22 protein-coding genes are annotated in these 18,458 nt (G+C 43.3%); 13 read left to right on the forward strand and 9 right to left on the reverse strand.

Translation table 11 applies throughout. From position 1 onward, the window contains the following. Nucleotides 1–169 precede the first annotated feature (169 nt). A complete protein-coding gene (locus tag C1N53_RS10400) occupies nt 170–559 on the forward strand; it encodes a hypothetical protein (RefSeq protein WP_137759249.1) in 390 nt (129 codons plus the stop codon). A 92-nt stretch (nt 560–651) separates the two neighbouring features. On the opposite strand, the gene C1N53_RS10405 is transcribed toward C1N53_RS10400, so the two are convergent. Beyond that, the gene (locus C1N53_RS10405) at nt 652–1,569 is read right to left on the reverse strand and encodes a DUF808 domain-containing protein (protein WP_137759250.1); all 918 of its coding nucleotides are present in this window, start codon (nt 1,567–1,569) and stop codon (nt 652–654) included. Between the two features lie 387 nt (nt 1,570–1,956). Between C1N53_RS10405 and C1N53_RS10410 the strand changes: the two genes are divergently transcribed. Genes C1N53_RS10410 through C1N53_RS10420 form a run of 3 tightly spaced genes read left to right on the forward strand, consistent with a single transcriptional unit; the run spans nt 1,957 to nt 6,165 of the window. Continuing rightward, nucleotides 1,957–3,468: an ankyrin repeat domain-containing protein gene (locus C1N53_RS10410; protein WP_137759251.1), complete on the forward strand. Its 1,512-nt coding sequence runs from the start codon at nt 1,957–1,959 to the stop codon at nt 3,466–3,468. A gap of 40 nt (nt 3,469–3,508) precedes the next feature. Further along, nucleotides 3,509–3,955, forward strand: a complete 447-nt coding sequence (locus C1N53_RS10415; RefSeq protein ID WP_240773452.1) for a DUF2271 domain-containing protein — start codon at nt 3,509–3,511, stop codon at nt 3,953–3,955. A 14-nt stretch (nt 3,956–3,969) separates the two neighbouring features. Further along, nucleotides 3,970–6,165: a PepSY domain-containing protein gene (locus C1N53_RS10420; RefSeq protein WP_137759253.1), complete on the forward strand. Its 2,196-nt coding sequence runs from the start codon at nt 3,970–3,972 to the stop codon at nt 6,163–6,165. Nucleotides 6,166–6,186: 21 nt separating this feature from the next. Here the strand turns inward: C1N53_RS10420 and C1N53_RS10425 are convergent, their stop codons facing one another. Beyond that, complete coding sequence (locus tag C1N53_RS10425) at nt 6,187–7,173, reverse strand: FAD:protein FMN transferase (protein ID WP_168194009.1); 987 nt, start codon at nt 7,171–7,173, stop codon at nt 6,187–6,189. Nucleotides 7,174–7,342: 169 nt separating this feature from the next. Between C1N53_RS10425 and C1N53_RS10430 the strand changes: the two genes are divergently transcribed. Beyond that, a complete protein-coding gene (locus tag C1N53_RS10430) occupies nt 7,343–8,230 on the forward strand; it encodes a dienelactone hydrolase family protein (RefSeq protein WP_137759254.1) in 888 nt (295 codons plus the stop codon). Nucleotides 8,231–8,365: 135 nt separating this feature from the next. Here the strand turns inward: C1N53_RS10430 and C1N53_RS10435 are convergent, their stop codons facing one another. Then, on the reverse strand, nt 8,366–8,623 hold the full coding sequence (locus C1N53_RS10435) for a hypothetical protein (protein WP_137759255.1): 258 nt from the start codon (nt 8,621–8,623) through the stop codon (nt 8,366–8,368). A 68-nt stretch (nt 8,624–8,691) separates the two neighbouring features. Here C1N53_RS10435 and C1N53_RS10440 point away from each other — a divergent pair, with 68 nt between their 5' ends. From C1N53_RS10440 to C1N53_RS10470, 7 genes are all read left to right on the forward strand, one after another. Next, nucleotides 8,692–9,615, forward strand: a complete 924-nt coding sequence (locus C1N53_RS10440; protein WP_240773453.1) for a LysR family transcriptional regulator — start codon at nt 8,692–8,694, stop codon at nt 9,613–9,615. Between the two features lie 117 nt (nt 9,616–9,732). After that, a complete protein-coding gene (locus C1N53_RS10445) occupies nt 9,733–10,356 on the forward strand; it encodes a hypothetical protein (protein ID WP_137759256.1) in 624 nt (207 codons plus the stop codon). A gap of 7 nt (nt 10,357–10,363) precedes the next feature. Beyond that, the gene (locus tag C1N53_RS10450; protein ID WP_240773454.1) at nt 10,364–10,672 is read left to right on the forward strand and encodes a transcriptional regulator; all 309 of its coding nucleotides are present in this window, start codon (nt 10,364–10,366) and stop codon (nt 10,670–10,672) included. 85 nt (nt 10,673–10,757) lie between these two features. Continuing rightward, a complete protein-coding gene (locus tag C1N53_RS10455; RefSeq protein WP_137759258.1) occupies nt 10,758–11,096 on the forward strand; it encodes a potassium transporter KefB in 339 nt (112 codons plus the stop codon). Nucleotides 11,097–11,190: 94 nt separating this feature from the next. Continuing rightward, nucleotides 11,191–11,481, forward strand: coding sequence for a hypothetical protein (locus C1N53_RS10460; RefSeq protein WP_137759259.1), 291 nt, complete (start codon nt 11,191–11,193; stop codon nt 11,479–11,481). A gap of 26 nt (nt 11,482–11,507) precedes the next feature. After that, a complete protein-coding gene (locus tag C1N53_RS10465) occupies nt 11,508–11,792 on the forward strand; it encodes a hypothetical protein (RefSeq protein ID WP_240773455.1) in 285 nt (94 codons plus the stop codon). Between the two features lie 71 nt (nt 11,793–11,863). Then, complete coding sequence (locus C1N53_RS10470; RefSeq protein ID WP_137759261.1) at nt 11,864–13,108, forward strand: DUF4153 domain-containing protein; 1,245 nt, start codon at nt 11,864–11,866, stop codon at nt 13,106–13,108. Between the two features lie 81 nt (nt 13,109–13,189). Here C1N53_RS10470 and C1N53_RS10475 read toward each other — a convergent pair whose 3' ends face one another. Next, the gene (locus C1N53_RS10475) at nt 13,190–13,381 is read right to left on the reverse strand and encodes a hypothetical protein (RefSeq protein WP_137759262.1); all 192 of its coding nucleotides are present in this window, start codon (nt 13,379–13,381) and stop codon (nt 13,190–13,192) included. 807 nt (nt 13,382–14,188) lie between these two features. Here C1N53_RS10475 and C1N53_RS10480 point away from each other — a divergent pair. Further along, nucleotides 14,189–14,680 carry a DUF305 domain-containing protein gene (locus tag C1N53_RS10480; RefSeq protein ID WP_137759263.1) on the forward strand — a complete coding sequence of 164 codons (492 nt, stop codon included), beginning with the start codon at nt 14,189–14,191 and terminating at the stop codon, nt 14,678–14,680. A gap of 170 nt (nt 14,681–14,850) precedes the next feature. On the opposite strand, the gene C1N53_RS10485 is transcribed toward C1N53_RS10480, so the two are convergent. The 5 genes from C1N53_RS10485 to C1N53_RS10505 all read right to left on the reverse strand — a co-directional run bounded on the left by C1N53_RS10485 (nt 14,851) and on the right by C1N53_RS10505 (nt 18,162). Then, on the reverse strand, nt 14,851–15,537 hold the full coding sequence (locus C1N53_RS10485; RefSeq protein WP_137759264.1) for an ATP-binding cassette domain-containing protein: 687 nt from the start codon (nt 15,535–15,537) through the stop codon (nt 14,851–14,853). Then, a complete protein-coding gene (locus C1N53_RS10490) occupies nt 15,524–16,132 on the reverse strand; it encodes a hypothetical protein (RefSeq protein WP_137759265.1) in 609 nt (202 codons plus the stop codon). Before C1N53_RS10490 ends, C1N53_RS10485 begins: the two co-directional genes overlap by 14 nt. A gap of 454 nt (nt 16,133–16,586) precedes the next feature. Further along, on the reverse strand, nt 16,587–16,886 hold the full coding sequence (locus tag C1N53_RS10495; RefSeq protein ID WP_137759266.1) for a hypothetical protein: 300 nt from the start codon (nt 16,884–16,886) through the stop codon (nt 16,587–16,589). Beyond that, on the reverse strand, nt 16,887–17,063 hold the full coding sequence (locus C1N53_RS10500) for a carboxypeptidase-like regulatory domain-containing protein (protein WP_137759267.1): 177 nt from the start codon (nt 17,061–17,063) through the stop codon (nt 16,887–16,889). It abuts the gene before it with no gap. A 61-nt stretch (nt 17,064–17,124) separates the two neighbouring features. After that, nucleotides 17,125–18,162, reverse strand: coding sequence for a serine hydrolase (locus C1N53_RS10505; protein WP_137759268.1), 1,038 nt, complete (start codon nt 18,160–18,162; stop codon nt 17,125–17,127). Between the last annotated feature and the right edge of the window lie 296 nt (nt 18,163–18,458).

The following is an 18,458-nucleotide window of genomic DNA, read 5'->3' on the forward strand; positions in this document are numbered from 1 at the left end:
AGTCTGCTATTTTTAAATTCCTTATTTACTTCTCTCTTTTATACGTAAATACCATCACGCAAACGAAAGCCGTTGTATTTGCTTACACCTGCTTTCGTTTGCATTTTACTGAACCCGGAGCGCCTAAAGCTTCAGGTTTAATCACCTACAATTTTAATTATTATTATCTATGGCAACTGGTATTTCGTTAGATGGATTTTTTGAGACCAAGGATAAAAAACTGGCTTTTTTTCAAAACCTTGTGATGGTGGCAATAGCCGATAATTATATAGATGAAGCTGAGAGTAATTTCTTGCTAACTATAGGGCAGCAGCTGGGCCTGACAGAGGAAGATACCTTTCCTATAACAGATAACCTCTCATCACTTTGTTTTATTATTCCGCAGGAAGGGCTGCAAAAAACACTGGAACTTCAGACTTTGGTGCTAATGGTACTGCAGGACGGGGAAGTTGAAGAAAGGGAATACAATCTTTGCCTGCAATATACCCGCATGATCGGATACAGCAAAGATATACTGGATGAGCTTATTATAAAGTTAAGTGCAACACCAACAGCGTAGACAAACCACATTGTACTGTCAATTTTTTTCATACAAAAATGCCGTTCTTAAAGCAGAACGGCATTTTTGTATAGCTTGCAAAGCAGCACGTTCTACCTGAATCTGCGAACGAAATGCACTATTCTTTCTATCAGAGCTCCTAATATGAGCCCGCCCACGGCACATGCAATAGCTTTTGTTAGCCAGGCTAGAGCGGGCAGGTGCGCCAGTGCATGCTCTAGTTCATGCAGTGCATGGCTCGTAAAGGGGATGCCGTGCGCAATAATTTCGGCCCCTACCCACAGCATGGCTGCCGTACCAACATAACCTAACAGGTTTAAGAAAAGGGGCATAAACTTTACAATGTTATACCCGATTGACCGCACCGTTTTATGATGGTTTTCCTTTGCCATATGCAGCCCGATGTCATCGGCTTTCACTACCAGGCCAACAAATCCGTACACAGCAACCGTTATAAAAACAGCGACAGCCAGCATAACGGCAATTTGTGTAAGCAATGCTTTTTCGGATACGGTAGAATAGGTAATAGCCACAATCTCAGCGGAAAGAATTAAATCTGTGCGAACAGCGCTTTTCACCCTTGCCTTTTCCAGCTCCGCAGGCGTTATAATTTTCACATCCTCCTCTGCGCTATGCCCGCCATCAGCGTGATGCCGGGCAAACATGGAATGCACTTTCTCATACCCTTCGAAACATAAAAAAGCACCTCCCAGCATCAGGATTGGTGTTATAGCCCATGGCGCATAAAATCCGAGAATCAGGGCTGCCGGACTTAACAGAATAACCTTGTTGAGCAGCGATTTTTTAGCGATCTGGAAAATGATCGAAAGCTCGCGCGACGGATCAAGCCCTACTACATACTTAGGTGTAACTGCTGTGTCGTCAATTACAATTCCGGATACTTTACCTGTTGTTTTTGCCACCTGAGCCGGAACATCGTCCAGGCTGGCCGCACTTACTTTCACAAGAGCAGAAATGTCATCTAAAAGGGCAAGGAGTCCTGTAGCCATGGTTTACATATCATTAGTAAAAGAGGGAACGTTAATTGCTTACTTCTGGCTGATGCTGATTTACCGAATCAGGCCTTGCGCCAGCGAATAAAGCTTTTTCCAATCAACAAATAACGTAAATTCGCCAGCACCTATGCAAATCTATTTTTGAGGGAAGGCATCAGAATTGTGTAATTCGTTTTAAAGCTTCCCCCAATATCAAAATTTCCTCCTGTTGCTATTGTATTATAGTCACTCCTATTATATTTGTGTATTATTTTGAATTAGTCTAAATAATCTTTCCACACACTTAGCTACACGCGGCAAAGTCTGTGAAAGAGGTGGTTCAGTTGAGATAAGCCAAGGTAGAACGCCATTGGCATTTTGTAAACTTATAACAAGCGTTGCATGAAAAAAATACTTCTAATACCTTTTCTCTTTGCGTCTTTCACTCTTAAAGCGCAGCAGAACAACACGCTTTTAGACCAGTCTTTCTGGAAAACAAGCCCTGATGCGGCAGCTGTGAAAGCCGAAATAGCTAAAGGGAACAGTGCCACCGCCTTCAACCCCATGACCTTTGATGCTACAGTGATGGCTATTAACAGCGATGCTCCAAACGCTACCATCAAGTTCTTACTGGAGCAGCAAGGGAACAGTATAAATAAAATCACCCACGACGGGCGTATTTACCTGCATTGGGCTGCGAATAGAGGCAATGTGGAATTAGTAGAGTATTTAATAGCCAAAGGCTCCGACATCAACCTGGAAGACAGCCACGGTACTACTCCCCTCGCCTTTGCAGCAAGCAACGGGCAGACAAACACCGCTGTATATGAAGCTTTCTTTAAAGCAGGCCTGGATGTTAAGAAGAAATATAGAGACGGTGCTAACCTCCTCCTTTTGGGTATTGCAAACGATGCCGATCTTAAGCTGAGCAATTATCTTATATCTAAAGGCTTATCGTTGAAAGACGTTGACAACAATGGCAACACTGCCTTTAATTACGCTGCCAGAACAGGAAATGTGGCCCAACTAAAAACCTTGCTTAAGAAAGGTGTGCAGTTTAACGAAAATGCACTCATTTTTGCTGCACAGGGTACACGCCGTAGCACAAATACCATTGATGTATACCAGTACCTGGTAGATGAGCTGAAAATCAATCCTGCTTACATTAATAAAAACGGGGAAACCGTGCTGCATGCCCTGGTACGTAAACCTAACCAGTCTGAAATTGTGAAGTACTTCCTGGCTAAAGGTGTTGATGTAAACAAAGCAGATAAAGATGGCAATACTGCTTTCATCAATGCTGCCGCTGGTAAGGATGCAGCCCTTATAGAAGTACTGTTACCCAAGGTAAAAGATATTAATGCTACAAATGCCAAGGGCGAATCTGCCTTAACAATGGCAGTAAAAAGCAGTTCTGCAGATGTTGTTTCCCTTCTTTTGAAAAACGGCGCAGATGTAAACATCAAAGACAAAGATGGTAATAACCTGGCTTACTACCTGGTACAGTCTTACACACCTCAAGGTGGCCGTGGACCAGAAGGCGGCGCTTCTAACGGAGGCCAGCAAGACGACTTTAGCGCTAAAATGGCAGCACTACAAGGCAAAGGGCTAAACTTTGCAGCACCTCAGAAAGACGGCAGCACATTATACCACTTAGCGGTTGCTAAAAATGACATGGCCTTGCTGAAGCGAATAGCAAACCTGAACATTGATGTAAACACCAAAAACAAAGAAGGCATTACTGTCTTACACAAAGCAGCCATGCTATCCAAAGACGATGCTATACTGAAATACCTGCTGTCTGTTGGTGCCAGAAAAGACATTGCCACTGAGTTTGACGAAACGGCTTATACACTTGCAAAAGAGAATGAGCTTCTAACTAAAAACAATATTTCTGTCGATTTTTTAAAGTGATAAAATGAAGTTGATTCTCCGAGTGTGCTTAACAGGCATCATGCTTAGTCTCTTTTCTTTCCAGGCATCAGCGCAAACCACTAAATACAAGTGCCTGCTCCAGATGTCTAACTACATGGGTGAAGGAGCTTATATAGTGGTATCTCTTATCAACCCGAAGGGCGAGTATGAAAAAACGCTCTATGTGATGGGCGACGATAAACAATGGTACAGCAGCCTGAAAGAGTGGCACAAGTTCTATTCTAAAAAGCCAGGCAACATCAGCGCCATAACAGGTGCATCTGTTGCCGGTGGAGACCGTAGCGTAACTGTTTTCGAAATTGAGAACTCTAAAATAAACGCCAACTATAAATTGCGGTTCGAAACGGCAGTCGAAGACAAGGAGTATTATGTAAAAGACCTGGAAATACCCTTGACAAAGGAAAGCCTTTCCGCCAAAAATGAAGGTACCGGATTTATCCGTTACGTGCGTTTCAGCCCCAACTGATCTCCCTTAACCACATGACCATTTCCATCTGGAGATACAGCCATCTTGCTTTGGCTGTATCTTCTTTTATTTTACTTGCGCTTGCCTCCATTACAGGTCTAATTCTTGCCTTTGAGCCTGTATCCGACAAAATCCAGCCTTACAGCGTTACCGATTTTAACCAGCTCTCTCTGGCCCAGACGCTGCCTACGCTTAAAGAAATGTATCCGGGCATTAGCGAACTGACTGTTGACAACCACCAGTTTGTGCAGATAAAGGGAAGTGATGAACAGGGGGAAAACCTGTCTGCCTATGTAAATCCCCGTACCGGTAAAATATTAGGCACACCGGAAAAACAGGGGGAATTTTTTCAGTGGGTAACCAACCTGCACCGCTCTCTTTTCTTACACGAAACAGGCCGCTTTTTCATTGGACTTACAGCCTTTTTACTGCTACTGATTACTGTTTCAGGAACAGCGCTCATTGTGCAGCGCCAACGGGGACTGAAACGATTCTTTACCCGCATTGTGAAGGACAGTTTTGCGCAGTACTACCATGTGGTGCTGGGGCGCCTGTCGCTGGTCCCGATTATAATTATCTCGCTCAGCGGCACCTATCTTTCCCTGAACAGGTTCGGCTTGATCACAGCTGAAAAAGTATCGCCTCAGGTTGATTTTGATGCCATTGAATCAGAGCCGGAAAAAAAGCTTGCAGACTTTGCCATTTTTAAAGATACCCCGCTTTCACAGGTGCAAAGCATCAAATTTCCTTTTTCAGATGATCCTGAAGATTATTATACGCTGAAACTGAAAGACAGAGAAATAGCTGTTAACCAGGTAACAGGCGATGTTCTAGATGAGGCGCAGTACCCGACCACACAGTTACTGACCGACCTGAGCCTGAACCTGCACACAGGCCGGACAAGTGCCATTTGGGCTGTTATACTGGCCATAGCTTCTTGTAACATCCTCTTTTTTATTTATTCCGGCTTTGCAATTACCTTCAAGCGCAGGGCAAACCGTGTTAAAAATAAGTATACAGCAGATGAAAGCCGCTTTATTATTCTGGTAGGATCTGAGAATGGTAGTACCTTCCGGTTTGCCCAGGCCATACACCAGCAGTTGTTGAAGCAGGGAGAAAAATCTTTTATATCGGAGCTGAATAACTTTACCTTTTTCCCTAAAGCCGAACACCTGATCGTGCTAACGGCTACCTACGGGCTGGGAGATGCACCAACCAATGCCGGCAGGTTTGCCGCTCTGCTCGAAAAATATCCGCAACAGCAACCGGTCCACTATTCAGTTCTTGGCTTTGGTTCGCATGCGTATGCCGACTTCTGTAAGTTTGCTTTTGAGGTGAATCAGTTGCTCTCACGGCAGGAATGGGCCTCTCCTTTAGTGGACATCCATACGGTAAATGACAGGTCGCCAGATGAGTTTAGCTTATGGGCAGAAGCCTGGTCTCAGCAGGCGGGCATACCGCTTACGGTTTTGCCTGAACTTCGGAAGGCAGAGGCAAACCGCTTCGAAACCCTTACGGTAACAGGCAACAGCAGCTCCCAACATACTGAAGGAACTTTTTTAGTTCGTTTCCTGCCTAAGCGCAGGTTGCGCGTAACATCAGGAGATTTGCTGGCCATTTATCCGGAAAATGATCACCGGGAGCGACTTTATTCTATTGGTATGGTAGGCAAGGAGCTTCAGGTAAGCGTAAGGCTGCACCCCAATGGCTTAGGCTCCGGCTTTTTGCACCGGTTAAAGCCCGGAGACACAATTCGTGCACGAATTAACAGCAACAAGCATTTTTATTTTCCTGCCAAAGCACCTGTTGTGGTTATGGTTTCTAACGGAACAGGTATCGGGCCTTTCCTGGGCATGATCAGCCAAAACGACCGGCAAAGGCCTTGTCATTTATATTGCGGCTTTAGGGAAGCTTCAAGTTTCAACATCTATCAAAGCTTTCTGGAAGAAAACCAGTCGCTTCAGAAGCTGTCCCGGCTGCTGGTGGCTTTTTCACGTGAAGGAGAAAAGCAGTATGTCAGCGATCTGATAGCCAAAGACGCGGACTTTATAGCCAACGTGTTAGCAACAGATGGTGTGGTTATGATTTGCGGTTCTCTCTCGATGCAGCAGGACGTAACAGAGCTGTTAGATACCATCTGCCGGAAAAAAACAGGAAACAGCATCAGTTACTATCAGTCTCGCAGCCAGTTACTAACAGACTGTTACTAAACAACGGCTGTTTTTCCGATGCTATAAACGGTACTCCTCTATTGCGAGATTCGGCGAAGAGATCACCTCGCCGTTATCGGTAATCAGGATGCAACTGTACTCCGGATATTTTTTTAATAGTTTCAGCCCCGCTTCTTTACCCAACACCATCATGGAAGTACTGAAACCATTTGCCTTTTCTGCGCTGGGCCCGAAAACAGTAACACTGGTAAGCCCGGAAGCAGGATACCCTGTTGCAGGGTTGATGATATGGGAGTAGCGGGTGCCATTGAACATCACAAACTTCTCATAGCTTCCGGATGTTACGACAGCACTTTGTTGTAGCGGAATAATAGCAAACAAAGTATTTTTTTGTAAAGGATTAGTTATACCGACTGTCCAGTTACTCCCATCAGGTTGTTTGCCCCAGGTGCTCATATCACCGGAGCCATTAACAATACCGGCTTTTATGCCTCTGGCCAGCATCATATCCCGGCACCTGTCGGCGGCATACCCTTCTCCCAGTGCACCAAACCCTATCTTCATGCCTTTCTTCTTTAAGAAGATGGTAGAGTTTTTGCGATTCAGCACAATGTTCTTATACCCTACTTTCTCCACCGATTTTTTTATAGCCTCCGGCCCCGGCATCTCCGTCATGGAGCCATCAAATTTCCAGATCCTGTCCATGGCTGCAAAGCTGATGTCGAAGCCTCCTTTGGTGATTTTTGAAAGACAAAGCGCCCGCTCTGCCAGGGCAAAAACTTCGGGATCGACTTTAACAGGCGCAATGCCAGCCTTCCGGTTTACCTCCGCAACCTGTGTGTCGTCTTTCCAGTCAGAGATCAGATTTTCAATTCGCGTCACTTCTGCAATTACCGCATCAATGCTATTTTCGGCCGACAGGGAATCGCCGGCCACAATGGTAATATCGAACCGGCTGCCCATTAACTTAACGGCTCTTTTTCGCAATACCTGGGCATTGGCACTAACACTACATAAAAGAATGAACAAAACCAGTAATCTTTTCATAGCCTAAAATTCGGCAAAATTTGCCAGATTAATAAAAGAAACTGTATTGGAAGTGCTGCTCTTACAGACAACATGCTATCCCCGCAGAAGCTTAAGCAAGAACGAGTATAAAAGAAAAACCATGATCTGAAATTTCTTATATTTAAGATAAAAACGGACACAGACTACTATGGACAAAATCAGGAAAGAAGACATCAAGCAAGAAGTGTTTGACCTTTATGACGACTATGCACACAACCGGCTAAACAGGCGCGATTTTATTCAGAATCTATCTGCTTATGCTGTAGGCGGCCTTACAGTGGCCTCACTCATGAGCTTTCTGATGCCCGATTACAAGAGTTCTGTGCAGGTAACAGCAGATGATCCCCGCCTTACGTCGCAGTATATAACTTACAAGTCTGCCAAGGGTGGCGGAACGATGAAGGCACTGCTATCGATGCCCGCCAATACGAACAAGAAACTTGGAGGCATTGTGGTGGTGCATGAGAACCGTGGCCTGAACCCATACATTGAAGATGTGGCCAGAAGAGCCGCATTGGCAGGCTTTGTTTCAATTGCACCGGATGCATTAACACCATTAGGCGGCTATCCGGGCACCGACGATGCAGGGCGTGAAATGCAAAGCAAACGGAACAGAGATGAGATGCTGGAAGATTTTATAGCCGCTTACGACTACCTGAAGAGCCACGAAAACTGCAATGGCAAAGTAGGTGTTGTCGGCTTTTGCTTTGGGGGCTGGGTTGCTAACATGATGGCTGTACGCATTCCGGGTCTGTCGGCTTCTGTTTCGTTTTATGGAGGACAGCCGGCAAGCGAGGATGTTTCTAAGATAAAAGCTCCTCTCCTGCTACATTATGCCGAACTGGATACGCGCGTTAATGAAGGCTGGCCAGCCTATGAGGCTGCTTTAAAAGAGCATCATAAAAAATACATGGCCTACATGTATGCGAATGTTAACCACGGTTTCCATAACGATTCCACTCCCCGTTACGATAAAGCCGCAGCAGAACTTGCCTGGAAGCGCACCATTGACTTCTTCCGTGAAAAGCTCCAATAAGTACTGTAGGTAAACGGAGCTGCCCATCGTGCCGACAATAACTTCGTTATCAATATGAACGATGGGCAGCCCGGCCAGCCTCAGGTTACCTGTTACCTGCAGCAAGCACCACACTTATACCGGTAACTCCGGCTACTATTGGCTTATTACATAAACTCTAACTAAAGCAATAACAGCCATTAACAGAAAGATCGAATTAAGCACCCAGCTCGCGTGCGCTTTTTTAGAAACGGCATAAAGTATCAGAAAAAAGCAACCAACAATGTTCATCCCCAGGTAATTTACCGATTGACTGCTGATAAAACCAAAGCTGTTCAGGCTAAAAGCCAGAAGCGAAAAGAAGGCTCCAAGCCAGCCTACTCCTTCCCAGGCATATTTTCGTAGTAACACCATCGCGCAACTCATTATTTGTTTTTGCAAAGTACATGCATGCGAATGAGCATAAAAATGCTAATATTGGCTTGACTAATGCAAAAAATGAATCAGTACTGATGGAGATTCAGCAAATAAAATACTTTCTGGCACTGGCGCAGGAACTACATTTCTGGAACACAGCCGAACGCATGTTCATTACGCAGTCGGCTCTCAGCAGGCAAATAAAAGCCCTGGAAGACGAACTGGGGATTCAGCTGTTTGAAAGGAGCAAGCGAAGCGTGAAACTTACTGAGGCCGGCACTTTTTTAAGAGATCAGTGGCGGCCATTGCTGGATGAAATTAACCGTATACACCTGCAGGCAAGAAAGATTCACGATGGCGCTTTTGGCTATTTCAGAATAGGCTACCCTGGCTCCATCGCCTACAGTTTTATGCCGAAACTGATTACGAGCATCTCCCATACGTTGCCAGAGCTAAAGGTGGAGTTGGTAGAGCCCACTGATATCAGCTTTGAGGAACTGCTGCTAAATTACCAGATGGATCTGGCATTCAGACGTGATCCGGCAGTAAACCCATCCCTGCAATCCACCTCCCTCTACTCCGAACCCTTTGCCCTTGTTGTGCCTTCAAACCATCACTTAACCGAGCAAACCTTTACAGGGCTGCAGGATTTGAAGGATGAGCGGTTTATTCTCTCGAACCTGGCACAGACAACATTCTACACTTCCAGCCTTCGCCAGATTTTCGAAGACCACAGCTTTACACCCAATGTCTACATCGAAACCGATTTCGGGGCCATGGTTTTAGGCTTGGTTTCAAAGGGGCTTGGCGTATCTATACTACCTTACTCCTACTCTTTCAGCGCGAACCCCAATGTCAGGTTTATCATGCTGCCTTACCAGGTAAACCTTTACGCGACCTGGCGAAGAGATGATAAAAGCCCAGTGCTGAGGAACATACTGCAACAGGTGCAGGATGCTGCTTACAACTTTATCTCAGACGGCAATTAACGCACAACAACTTGCTCCCTGCTTTGGCTGAAGTTTGCCAACTTAAAAAAAAAATAAACCCGGGATGCTTGACTTTACGTAGAGCATTATTAACTTTGAAACACAAAGTACTTTAACATGAATCAGCAGCAAGACCAGTTAGCAACTCTGCAGGAGATCCGTAACATCATGGACCGCTCTTCCCGGTTTATTTCCCTGAGCGGGCTTTCAGGGGTAGCAGCCGGAGTTTCGGCGCTTATAGGTGCTGCTGCTGTAAAATGGTACCTGGTTACGCACAACATTAACTACACCCATAACCTGGACCTGCAACTGACAACCGAAGCTTTGTGGTTTATCTTTTCGGTAGCAGCACTTGTATTTATACTTGCCCTTTGCTCGGCCACCTATTTTACAGCCCGTAATGCCCGCAAGTCTAATCACCGGGTTTGGGACAGTAAAACAGAGCGGATGCTGGTTAACCTGTTTATACCGCTGGCAGCGGGTGGTATTTTTTGTGCCATACTGGTTTACCACAACCTGCTGTATTTAGTGGCGCCCGTTATGCTGATATTTTATGGTTGTGCTTTACTAAATGCCAGCAAGTACACCTTGAGTGATATTCGGTACCTGGGTTTCCTAGAGATAGCACTCGGGCTGATCGCCAGCTTTTTTGTGGGTTATGGCTTACTAGCCTGGACGGTAGGATTTGGTGTACTGCATATAGTGTATGGTGCGCTGGTGTATTATAAGTACGAACGCTAGCAGACCTGTGAGAGATTACTTAGACAATATAAACAAAGCCTTCGAAAGCAAGGCACGACTTGGCATTATGTCGGTGCTGATGGTGGATGACAAGGTAGACTTTAGCACCTTGAAAGATACGTTGCAACTAACAGACGGAAACCTTGCCAGCCATCTGCGTGCGCTTGAAGAAGCCGAATACCTACGGGTAGAAAAGCAGTTTATAGGGCGTAAACCAAATACAACTTATCATGCTACTAATGCGGGCCGTGAAGCCTTTAACAGCCACCTAGATGCACTGGAGCAGCTTATTTTAAATAACAGGAAAGAGACCTGAAATTTTTTTTGCACATTAACTTTGAAACTCAAAGTACTTTACCTTCAATTAAACTATATCATTATACCTCATATACAGCATTACTATGACACAGAAAGATGAATTTCAAAATCAGCCTGTTCATCCGGCTTCGGTGGCTAAGCGCATGTTGCAGGGAGCCGCCATTGGTTTAATCCTGATCCTGTTTTTTCTGCTTGGAGCCGGAGACCCTGCCCCAGACTGGCCTGACTTCTGGATGGTGAAACCACTGCTTATAGTGCCTTTGGCAGGTGCACTGGGCGGTGTGTTTTATTACAACATGGATCATTTGCGTTGCCAGGGCGGGTGGAGAGAAGTTTTGGCTTATATACTCAGCCTACTGGTATTCATTATAGTGTTATGGCTCGGTACTGTTTTGGGCCTGAACGGAACTATGTGGGATTAGCCTGCCAACTTGATATGGAATAAATAAACCTGATGATGGCTCTATGATGCCTTCCAGCTACAAATACAAACCATTCATATAAAACAGAACATTTATGATTACGCAAAACAAAAGACTTATCGGCATAGTGCTCACTGTAGCGCTTCTATTGTTCATCCCATTACTGGCTATGCAGTTTACAGATGAAGTAAACTGGACGCTGCTCGATTTTATTGTTGCAGGTGTCCTGCTACTCGGCACTGGCCTATTGTGTGAACTCGTTATAAGAACAGTCAAAAACATGGACTACCGTGTCGGCATCATTGCAGTTATTCTGGTAGCTCTCTTTCTTATCTGGGTAGAACTTGCCGTTGGCATCTTCGGAACACCTTTTGCCGGCAGTTAGAACTTAACAATATGAAAGGCGACATCATGACATCACACATAATCAGTTGGTTGTTTGGGATTACTGTTATTGCAATCGGCATTCCGAATCTGATCTTCGTGCATCCCGTTCCGGGAATAATCTACCTGCTCCTTTCTTTCCTTTTCTTGCCTCCGGCAAATAGTCTGCTCAAGAAAAGGTTTGGTTTCTCAATTCCGTCTATTGTCAAAATCATCCTGGGCGTTATCATCATCATGTTCACCTTAGGCGTGAGTGACCTGGGAGACATGCTGGATAAACAGCTTGCAGGGAAAGCAATGAATACAAAGTAAGCGTGAACCATGCCCTCTATACAAACACCGGAAGTTCAGAAGTATACTTACCAAAGATGCAAAAATCAGCCATGAAAGACGAAATTCTAACCCATTTAAACAACCCAAGGCAACTCGAGAGGCTGTACCGGAGCCATAAGGTACCGTTTAAGCGGGAGTTCAGCGCACTGTACCCGGAGCTTAAAGGCAACGCTCTTGCTGATTTCTGGAACGAAAGACTGCATTACGAAAGCGAAGAGATCAACTGGGGCACAGGCAGGGAATTAGTATTTGTAATAACGGCTTCGCTGGTCGCAGGTTGTATTGCAAAAATACCGGCTATGTTCCAGGTAAGCGAAGATTTCTTTTACCCCAGAAACATAGGATTCATCTTTCTTCCTCTCCTGACGGCCTACTTTGTTTGGAAAAATAATGTACAGCTTAAACAGGTTGCCTTTATTTATAGCATTATGCTGGCCTCACTTCTCTATATTAACTTTTTGCCTATATCCACCAGCAGCGACACCCTGGTATTGGCTTGTATACATCTACCCTTACTGCTGTGGGTGCTGTTAGGAGCTGCGTTTGCAGGCAATCAACTCTCCGATTATACCATCCGGCTTAACTATCTAAGATATAACGGCGATTTAGTTGTTATGACAACCCTGATCCTTATAGCCAGTGGTATCATGACTGGTCTTACAATAGGGTTATTTTCACTGATAGGATTTCAAATTGAGCAGTTGTACTTTGAATATGTAGCTGTTTTCGGGCTGGCAGCTGCGCCTATAGTAGGCACCTACCTTACCCAAACCAATCCGCAGCTGGTAAATAAAGTATCTCCGGTTATTGCCAGAATATTCAGTCCTCTGGTGCTGTTAATGCTTGTTATCTACCTAGTTGCCATTATTTATTCTGGCAAAGACCCTTACAACGACCGGGAATTTCTTATCGTTTTCAATTTACTGTTGATTGGAGTGATGGCTATTATTTTCTTTTCAGTGGCAGAAAGCTCTAAAACAGCTCAAAGCACCACCGCTAGCTGGGTGCTTTTCCTATTATCAACAGTAACAATTGTGGTGAATGGCATTGCCTTGTCGGCTATCCTGTTCCGTATTGCGGAATGGGGCCTCACTCCAAACAGGCTGGCCATATTCGGCAGTAATTTACTGATGTTGTTCAACCTGTTTTTTATGACTATATCTCTCTTTAAATCAATAACCAAGAAAGCAGATATTACAGCAGCAGGAAAATCTATAGCCATGTTTCTCCCCATCTATAGTATCTGGGCAATTATCGTAGTCTTTCTCTTTCCGCTGATTTTTGGCTTTCGCTAATAGCTGCAAAGCATAAACAGCAGGTAATTTTCTGCTTCCCTCATGCAAGCCTGCTTTATCATCTGCAGGCTTGCAATTATTTCAGCGTGCGTTCTTTTCCTTTCTTAGCTCAGCAAGCCTTGTGTTAAGCTTCGCCATTATGGCTCCGCTTTCTCCCTCAACTTCTGCATTACGCTTCGAGATGTGGTGCAGGTAGAGCAGGCATTGGCTTACTTCACCAGCCGTCAGTTTACTCACGTCCAGATGTCGTAAGTAATCATATATAAAAGCCATAGCGTTACCAAACAAGTTAATACACGATAAGTTAGTCAAGGATGGTGCCAGGTTTCCTTTCCTGGTGCAACGCAATGTAAAACAGCCTCGAAACTAAAATGTTCAAGTTATTTATACACCTTTAAGCTGTCCTGCCAGCTCTTGTTGTGTCTTAAAATAAGAAATAACTGGCATGGGAGCACTTCATTTTCATTAGTAAAAGCCTTGCGTATTTCTGCTGAGAGGATACCGTTATTCCGGTAAATGGACTGAATAAACCACCAAAGGCAACCCACCCATACGCCACAGGACACATAGCCGCGTATAGTGTTCATATAACATTCAGGTGGTATTTAAGATGCTTTGGTTGGTTGGAATCTTAAACCCTCCCTTCGGCAGATGTGCTTATGGGTTGATAAGCCCGGATGTGAAGTCATAATGGGGTTGGACGCTTCTATTTGGGTGCATAGGGCGTCCCCCTCATTTTGTTCTTTCACCTTAGCTCCACTTCGCTGGCATATTTACAGCCATTTTAATCCAACACATAAACTTCATGCTCTAGTAAAAGGGATACCACAAACTTTCCGCAGGAACTTTAATATTCACTTGCCTGTCAGCAAGCGCTGGCTTCGCTTGATAATCCATAGACATATACCTCTATTTCGGTTAAACAACATATAGCGAAAAATGCTGTATAAAGTACCTGAAGCCGAAGACCTCTGCATCCTACGCCTGCGATAGTACTAAAACCCAGTAGGTTTAGGCAATTATGGCAGCAGTTAATCAGAAGCTTATAATTCAGTACAATGACTTTAAGAGCATTATCCTATGGACGACAACCACAGAATGAACCACGGCAATATGCCTCACAACAACTACACAAAGTTTACCTTAATGTTGCTTTGCTCCTTTATCGCCATGTACATCACCATGTACTTAAACACTTACTCAATCGACCATGTGTATTTTAGCCTAACCAGGTTTTATATGACTTGTCTCGGTATTGCCGCAATGGCAGTTATAATGCTACTATTTATGCGGAATATGTACAGGAACAGGAAGAAAAACATAGCTATTGTTTTGGCAAGCCTGGCATTGTTTGCTGGTGCTTTAACATTGGCCCGTACCCAAACACCTGTTAATGATAAGTTATACATGAAGGCAATGATACCACACCATTCGATTGCTATCCTTACAAGCAAAAGGGCAACTATAAAAGATCCTGAAGTAAAGAAGCTGGCCGATGAAATTATAAAGGCACAGGAGGAAGAAATTGCTAAAATGAAAGCCTATCTCCAGAGACTGGAATCAGAAAATTAACCTCCAGAGGCAGGATCAGCCAGGCTTACAATAGCAAAGGTTTTTGTTACCTATAACAATCCAGAAGACTCTACTGCTTTTAATTACGCCCTCATGTATGCCTATAGCATAATGTTTTAAGTTGTTAAGTCATTTCTATAATACTATAAGCCAAGGCATGACTTATAGTATTATTTAAGTAAATCTGCTATTAACTTCGCATTTTTATGTTCTAAAGACTTAAACACCTCCCGCTCAAATTCAGCAAAATCAGATTTCCCTATACTATATTTGATTTTTCCCTTTTCAAGATAATGAATATAGTCACAAAGATTCGTTAAAGTCTCTATGATATGTGATGTAATAATCACTGTTTTGCCTTTATCCCTCAGTTGCAGCAAAATAGCACGAATAACGCTACACGTCTCCATGTCCAGACCGTTAAATGGCTCATCCAGTATCATGATAGGCTTATCTTGTTTTAGAACCCCGAGCAGCGCCAACTTCTTTTTCATGCCAGTTGAATACCCATCAATAACCTGGTTGAGCGGAAGACAGAACAACTCATTCCATTTGTCAGTGTTGAACAGCTTGTTTTGAAATAGGCCGAGGTATTCCCTTCCTGTAATGTTTGAATAGAAGAAATTCTCTGTTACAAGGTAGGACAGATGCTTCTTGGTTAGCCTTGTGCTATTATTGCTGATCTCTCCAGACTGGATTCTTGCAAGCCCGTACATTGCATTCAAAAGGGTGGTTTTCCCTGCACCGTTTAAGCCAACAACACCATGAATACTACCTTCAGCTAAAGCCAGATTTAGCGCGTCAATGACATTCTTCTCCTTGCCATAGGATATGACCAGGTTCTTAATCGTAATCATTCAGATAGAAGTTAAGGTTTTGCCGTGATTTAAAATAAAACCGGATTGATAACAGCCAAACGACAGGTATGAATACGGGAATGATTATCCCCAAAGCCCCAAGAGTACCAAATACCTGCACTGCTGAAGACCTGCTGTCTGGTTCATAAAAGGCATACTTTGTCAGTATCAAGTATACATGAAGCGATATAAAGATGAAGTATTCTGCAGTTGGTATATACCACTTGTCGTAATGGAAGACCACAAAAGAGGCTATTAAAGGAATGCTTAAGCCTGAAAAGAGGAGAACCTGATACTTAATTTTTCTGAATAAAAGCTTGGTGGCACTGATTTCAAAAGCGGTAATCATCTGATAGGGCTCACTTTGCTCATAAAAACTTAGAGGAAGTATTCCCAAAATAAAAATTACTATTGGCACGCTCGCGACAAAGAAAGAGGTACTCAGCCCCACTACCCAAAGTAGGGCTATCAGAATCAGATATTTTCTTAAACCAGCTTTCCACTCAAAGCACTCTTCCGGAATCAAGCGCGGAATCTTTGTATTCAGGCTTAACAGGTTCAGCTTGATTTCCAGATTTACTAGGACTCCTAACATCAACAGCACTATAAGGATTAAGAGCCATTGAGAGTGATATAGCAGAAAAACTACAAATGGAACAGACAGGAGAAAGTACTCAACCAAATAAATCCACTTGTACCTATGGAAGTGAGTTTGCAGGAACAATTTGTCCTTTCTTTTTACATGCAGGAGAGTGACAATCAGTAAAAGAACTCCCACAGCATAGCGCATGCTTACTTCACTGGCAGCCTGCATCAAAAGCATAAAAAGGATGAAACACAACAATCCAATCAGGAATAGCATTCTTGCCAACCCAATTTCTGTAGCGCCCCTATAGAACTGCATGAACCTTATTTTGATGAACCCATTTATAGTCATTTAATATATTTTATACCACCCATTAAGAATGTAGTGTCAAGAGGAGTTAGTTGCTATCTAAACTTCTTCTCAGCTCATTTACCCGTAAAAGGTCTTTATTGGCTCCATAGCTTTATCTTTTGCCATCCCCTTCCTTCTTGTAGATATCCACGGCAGCCTCAATGATACGACCATACAGGCTGTCGTTCTGACAGAAGTGCCTGTAAAACGTTTCCAGCAGGATAGGCTCGTTGAAATAGGTTTTTGGAATAGCGCCGAAAGCTTTTTTAACGATTTCTCTGGGCTTGAGCGAAGCTGCCTGAACTACTACTTCTTGCAGGTTGTACGAGGCAGGTTCCAGGAAGACCATATCCCGTACATCTTTTGCCCGCAGTGTAAAAGGTTTATACCCAATAGCCCAGATCTTTAGCAACTACGTACCTGAAGAAGGGAGCATTATATAGAAACGACCTTCCGCATCTGTCACAGTGCCTCTGTTACTATTGATTAACCCAATGGAGGCATAGGCAACAGGAGCATGGGTTTTGCCATCAATCACCTGGCTTATTACTTGCACATGTTGTGCGGCCACCTGTGAATGGTTTAGCATCAACCTTGAAAAACAAACTAAATATGGGTGCAGGTTCACTATTTTACTTTCATTTCGCCCGTTACTTTACAGGTTCCAATTGTGGTAAATCATATTTCTTATTTAGCATAACTTTTAAGATTCCCCTTACAATATCCATTGAACGATAGTCAACCCCGTTTAAGCTTAATGCTAAAGACATATTTTTTTCAGGATGGTAAATTAAAAAAGACTTAAACCCGTCCATACCTCCGGCGTGGCCAACAATATCTTCTCCCTCTTCTGTTTCGCGGTTTGCTATTGTTGCAAGGGAATTTTCAGATACTAACTTCCCTTCCATCAGGCTGTAAATAAACTTATTCAGATCTTCCGGAGTTGAGACTATCCCTCCCGCTCCTTTGGGAATGCTCATGTGGATTCCCGGTATTTTTTTCCAGTCGCCATTTTCTTTTTTATAGGAGCTTGCTCCGAAATTTTCAGGGTAAGTTTTTTTCCCGTAATAAGTATTTTTTAACTTAAGAGGTTTAAGGATTCGCTTCTTCAGAATATCAGCGAAATCCTGACTTTCAATATCTTCAATAATGAAAGTCAATAGTATATAATTTGTATTGGAATAGCTACGTTTTTCACCTGGAGAGAATGTAACTCCAATTTCTTTTATTTTGGACAACAGTTCATCCTTACTTCTTTTTTCCAGCATCCACTCTTCAAAATTAGGAGATCTTATAATATCAAAAATACCACTTTTGTGCTGCTGAAGATGCTGTATAGTTATCTGATCTGCGTTCGGTAATCCGGGGTAAAACTGAGACAGCTTTGTTTCTAAAGATAATTTCCCTTCTTCTATTAACTGCATTAAAATAGTTGCGGTGAATAATTTGGAAACAGAGCCAATCCTGTATTTTGTATGACCCGAATTTTCTATTTTCTTATCTACATCGGTGTAGCCAATAGAGGTCTGATAGACACTTTTACCTTTATGATAGATTGATAGGCTGCCCATCACTTTGTCATGTTTATCTAACAAGAAAAATAAGCTGTCAATTTTTTTCGTCTGGAATTCCTGAGCTTTTAAACTGATAGCGATAAAGAAAAAACCGCAAAAAAGAATTTTTTTCATGATACTGAATTTTGGTTAACGATTAATAATAGCCCTTAATACTTAAGCTAAGGGTTTGTAGAAGTAAGAATATGGATGATATAAAATAACAACAACTAAATGTGATGAAATACCCTAGAGATGTGATGAAACCTATGAATGTTCAGGAACGAAGAAACACATATTAAAAAATAGACTATATGTTACACACAGCTGATTGACATGTAGATGTATGGCCGGGGTAACAACTCCTAAAAAGCCATTCTGCAGCTAAAACAATCTAAGTTTAATTATTAACACAACAGGAGCAGCCATTA

Origin of the sequence: Pontibacter sp. SGAir0037, from assembly GCF_005491705.1 — a bacterium.
Taxonomy (GTDB): Bacteria; Bacteroidota; Bacteroidia; order Cytophagales; family Hymenobacteraceae; genus Pontibacter.

What these genes read in the sequence shown, in the direction of transcription:
- C1N53_RS10400 (WP_137759249.1), top strand. Translation starts at nt 170, where the DNA reads ATGGCAACTGGTATTTCGTTAGATGGATTTTTTGAGACCAAGGATAAA.
- C1N53_RS10405 (WP_137759250.1), bottom strand. Translation starts at nt 1,569, where the DNA reads ATGGCTACAGGACTCCTTGCCCTTTTAGATGACATTTCTGCTCTTGTG.
- C1N53_RS10410 (WP_137759251.1), top strand. Translation starts at nt 1,957, where the DNA reads ATGAAAAAAATACTTCTAATACCTTTTCTCTTTGCGTCTTTCACTCTT.
- C1N53_RS10415 (WP_240773452.1), top strand. Translation starts at nt 3,509, where the DNA reads ATGCTTAGTCTCTTTTCTTTCCAGGCATCAGCGCAAACCACTAAATAC.
- C1N53_RS10420 (WP_137759253.1), top strand. Translation starts at nt 3,970, where the DNA reads ATGACCATTTCCATCTGGAGATACAGCCATCTTGCTTTGGCTGTATCT.
- C1N53_RS10425 (WP_168194009.1), bottom strand. Translation starts at nt 7,173, where the DNA reads ATGAAAAGATTACTGGTTTTGTTCATTCTTTTATGTAGTGTTAGTGCC.
- C1N53_RS10430 (WP_137759254.1), top strand. Translation starts at nt 7,343, where the DNA reads ATGGACAAAATCAGGAAAGAAGACATCAAGCAAGAAGTGTTTGACCTT.
- C1N53_RS10435 (WP_137759255.1), bottom strand. Translation starts at nt 8,623, where the DNA reads ATGGTGTTACTACGAAAATATGCCTGGGAAGGAGTAGGCTGGCTTGGA.
- C1N53_RS10445 (WP_137759256.1), top strand. Translation starts at nt 9,733, where the DNA reads ATGAATCAGCAGCAAGACCAGTTAGCAACTCTGCAGGAGATCCGTAAC.
- C1N53_RS10455 (WP_137759258.1), top strand. Translation starts at nt 10,758, where the DNA reads ATGACACAGAAAGATGAATTTCAAAATCAGCCTGTTCATCCGGCTTCG.
- C1N53_RS10460 (WP_137759259.1), top strand. Translation starts at nt 11,191, where the DNA reads ATGATTACGCAAAACAAAAGACTTATCGGCATAGTGCTCACTGTAGCG.
- C1N53_RS10465 (WP_240773455.1), top strand. Translation starts at nt 11,508, where the DNA reads ATGACATCACACATAATCAGTTGGTTGTTTGGGATTACTGTTATTGCA.
- C1N53_RS10470 (WP_137759261.1), top strand. Translation starts at nt 11,864, where the DNA reads ATGAAAGACGAAATTCTAACCCATTTAAACAACCCAAGGCAACTCGAG.
- C1N53_RS10475 (WP_137759262.1), bottom strand. Translation starts at nt 13,381, where the DNA reads ATGGCTTTTATATATGATTACTTACGACATCTGGACGTGAGTAAACTG.
- C1N53_RS10480 (WP_137759263.1), top strand. Translation starts at nt 14,189, where the DNA reads ATGGACGACAACCACAGAATGAACCACGGCAATATGCCTCACAACAAC.
- C1N53_RS10485 (WP_137759264.1), bottom strand. Translation starts at nt 15,537, where the DNA reads ATGATTACGATTAAGAACCTGGTCATATCCTATGGCAAGGAGAAGAAT.
- C1N53_RS10490 (WP_137759265.1), bottom strand. Translation starts at nt 16,132, where the DNA reads ATGTTAGGAGTCCTAGTAAATCTGGAAATCAAGCTGAACCTGTTAAGC.
- C1N53_RS10500 (WP_137759267.1), bottom strand. Translation starts at nt 17,063, where the DNA reads ATGCTAAACCATTCACAGGTGGCCGCACAACATGTGCAAGTAATAAGC.
- C1N53_RS10505 (WP_137759268.1), bottom strand. Translation starts at nt 18,162, where the DNA reads ATGAAAAAAATTCTTTTTTGCGGTTTTTTCTTTATCGCTATCAGTTTA.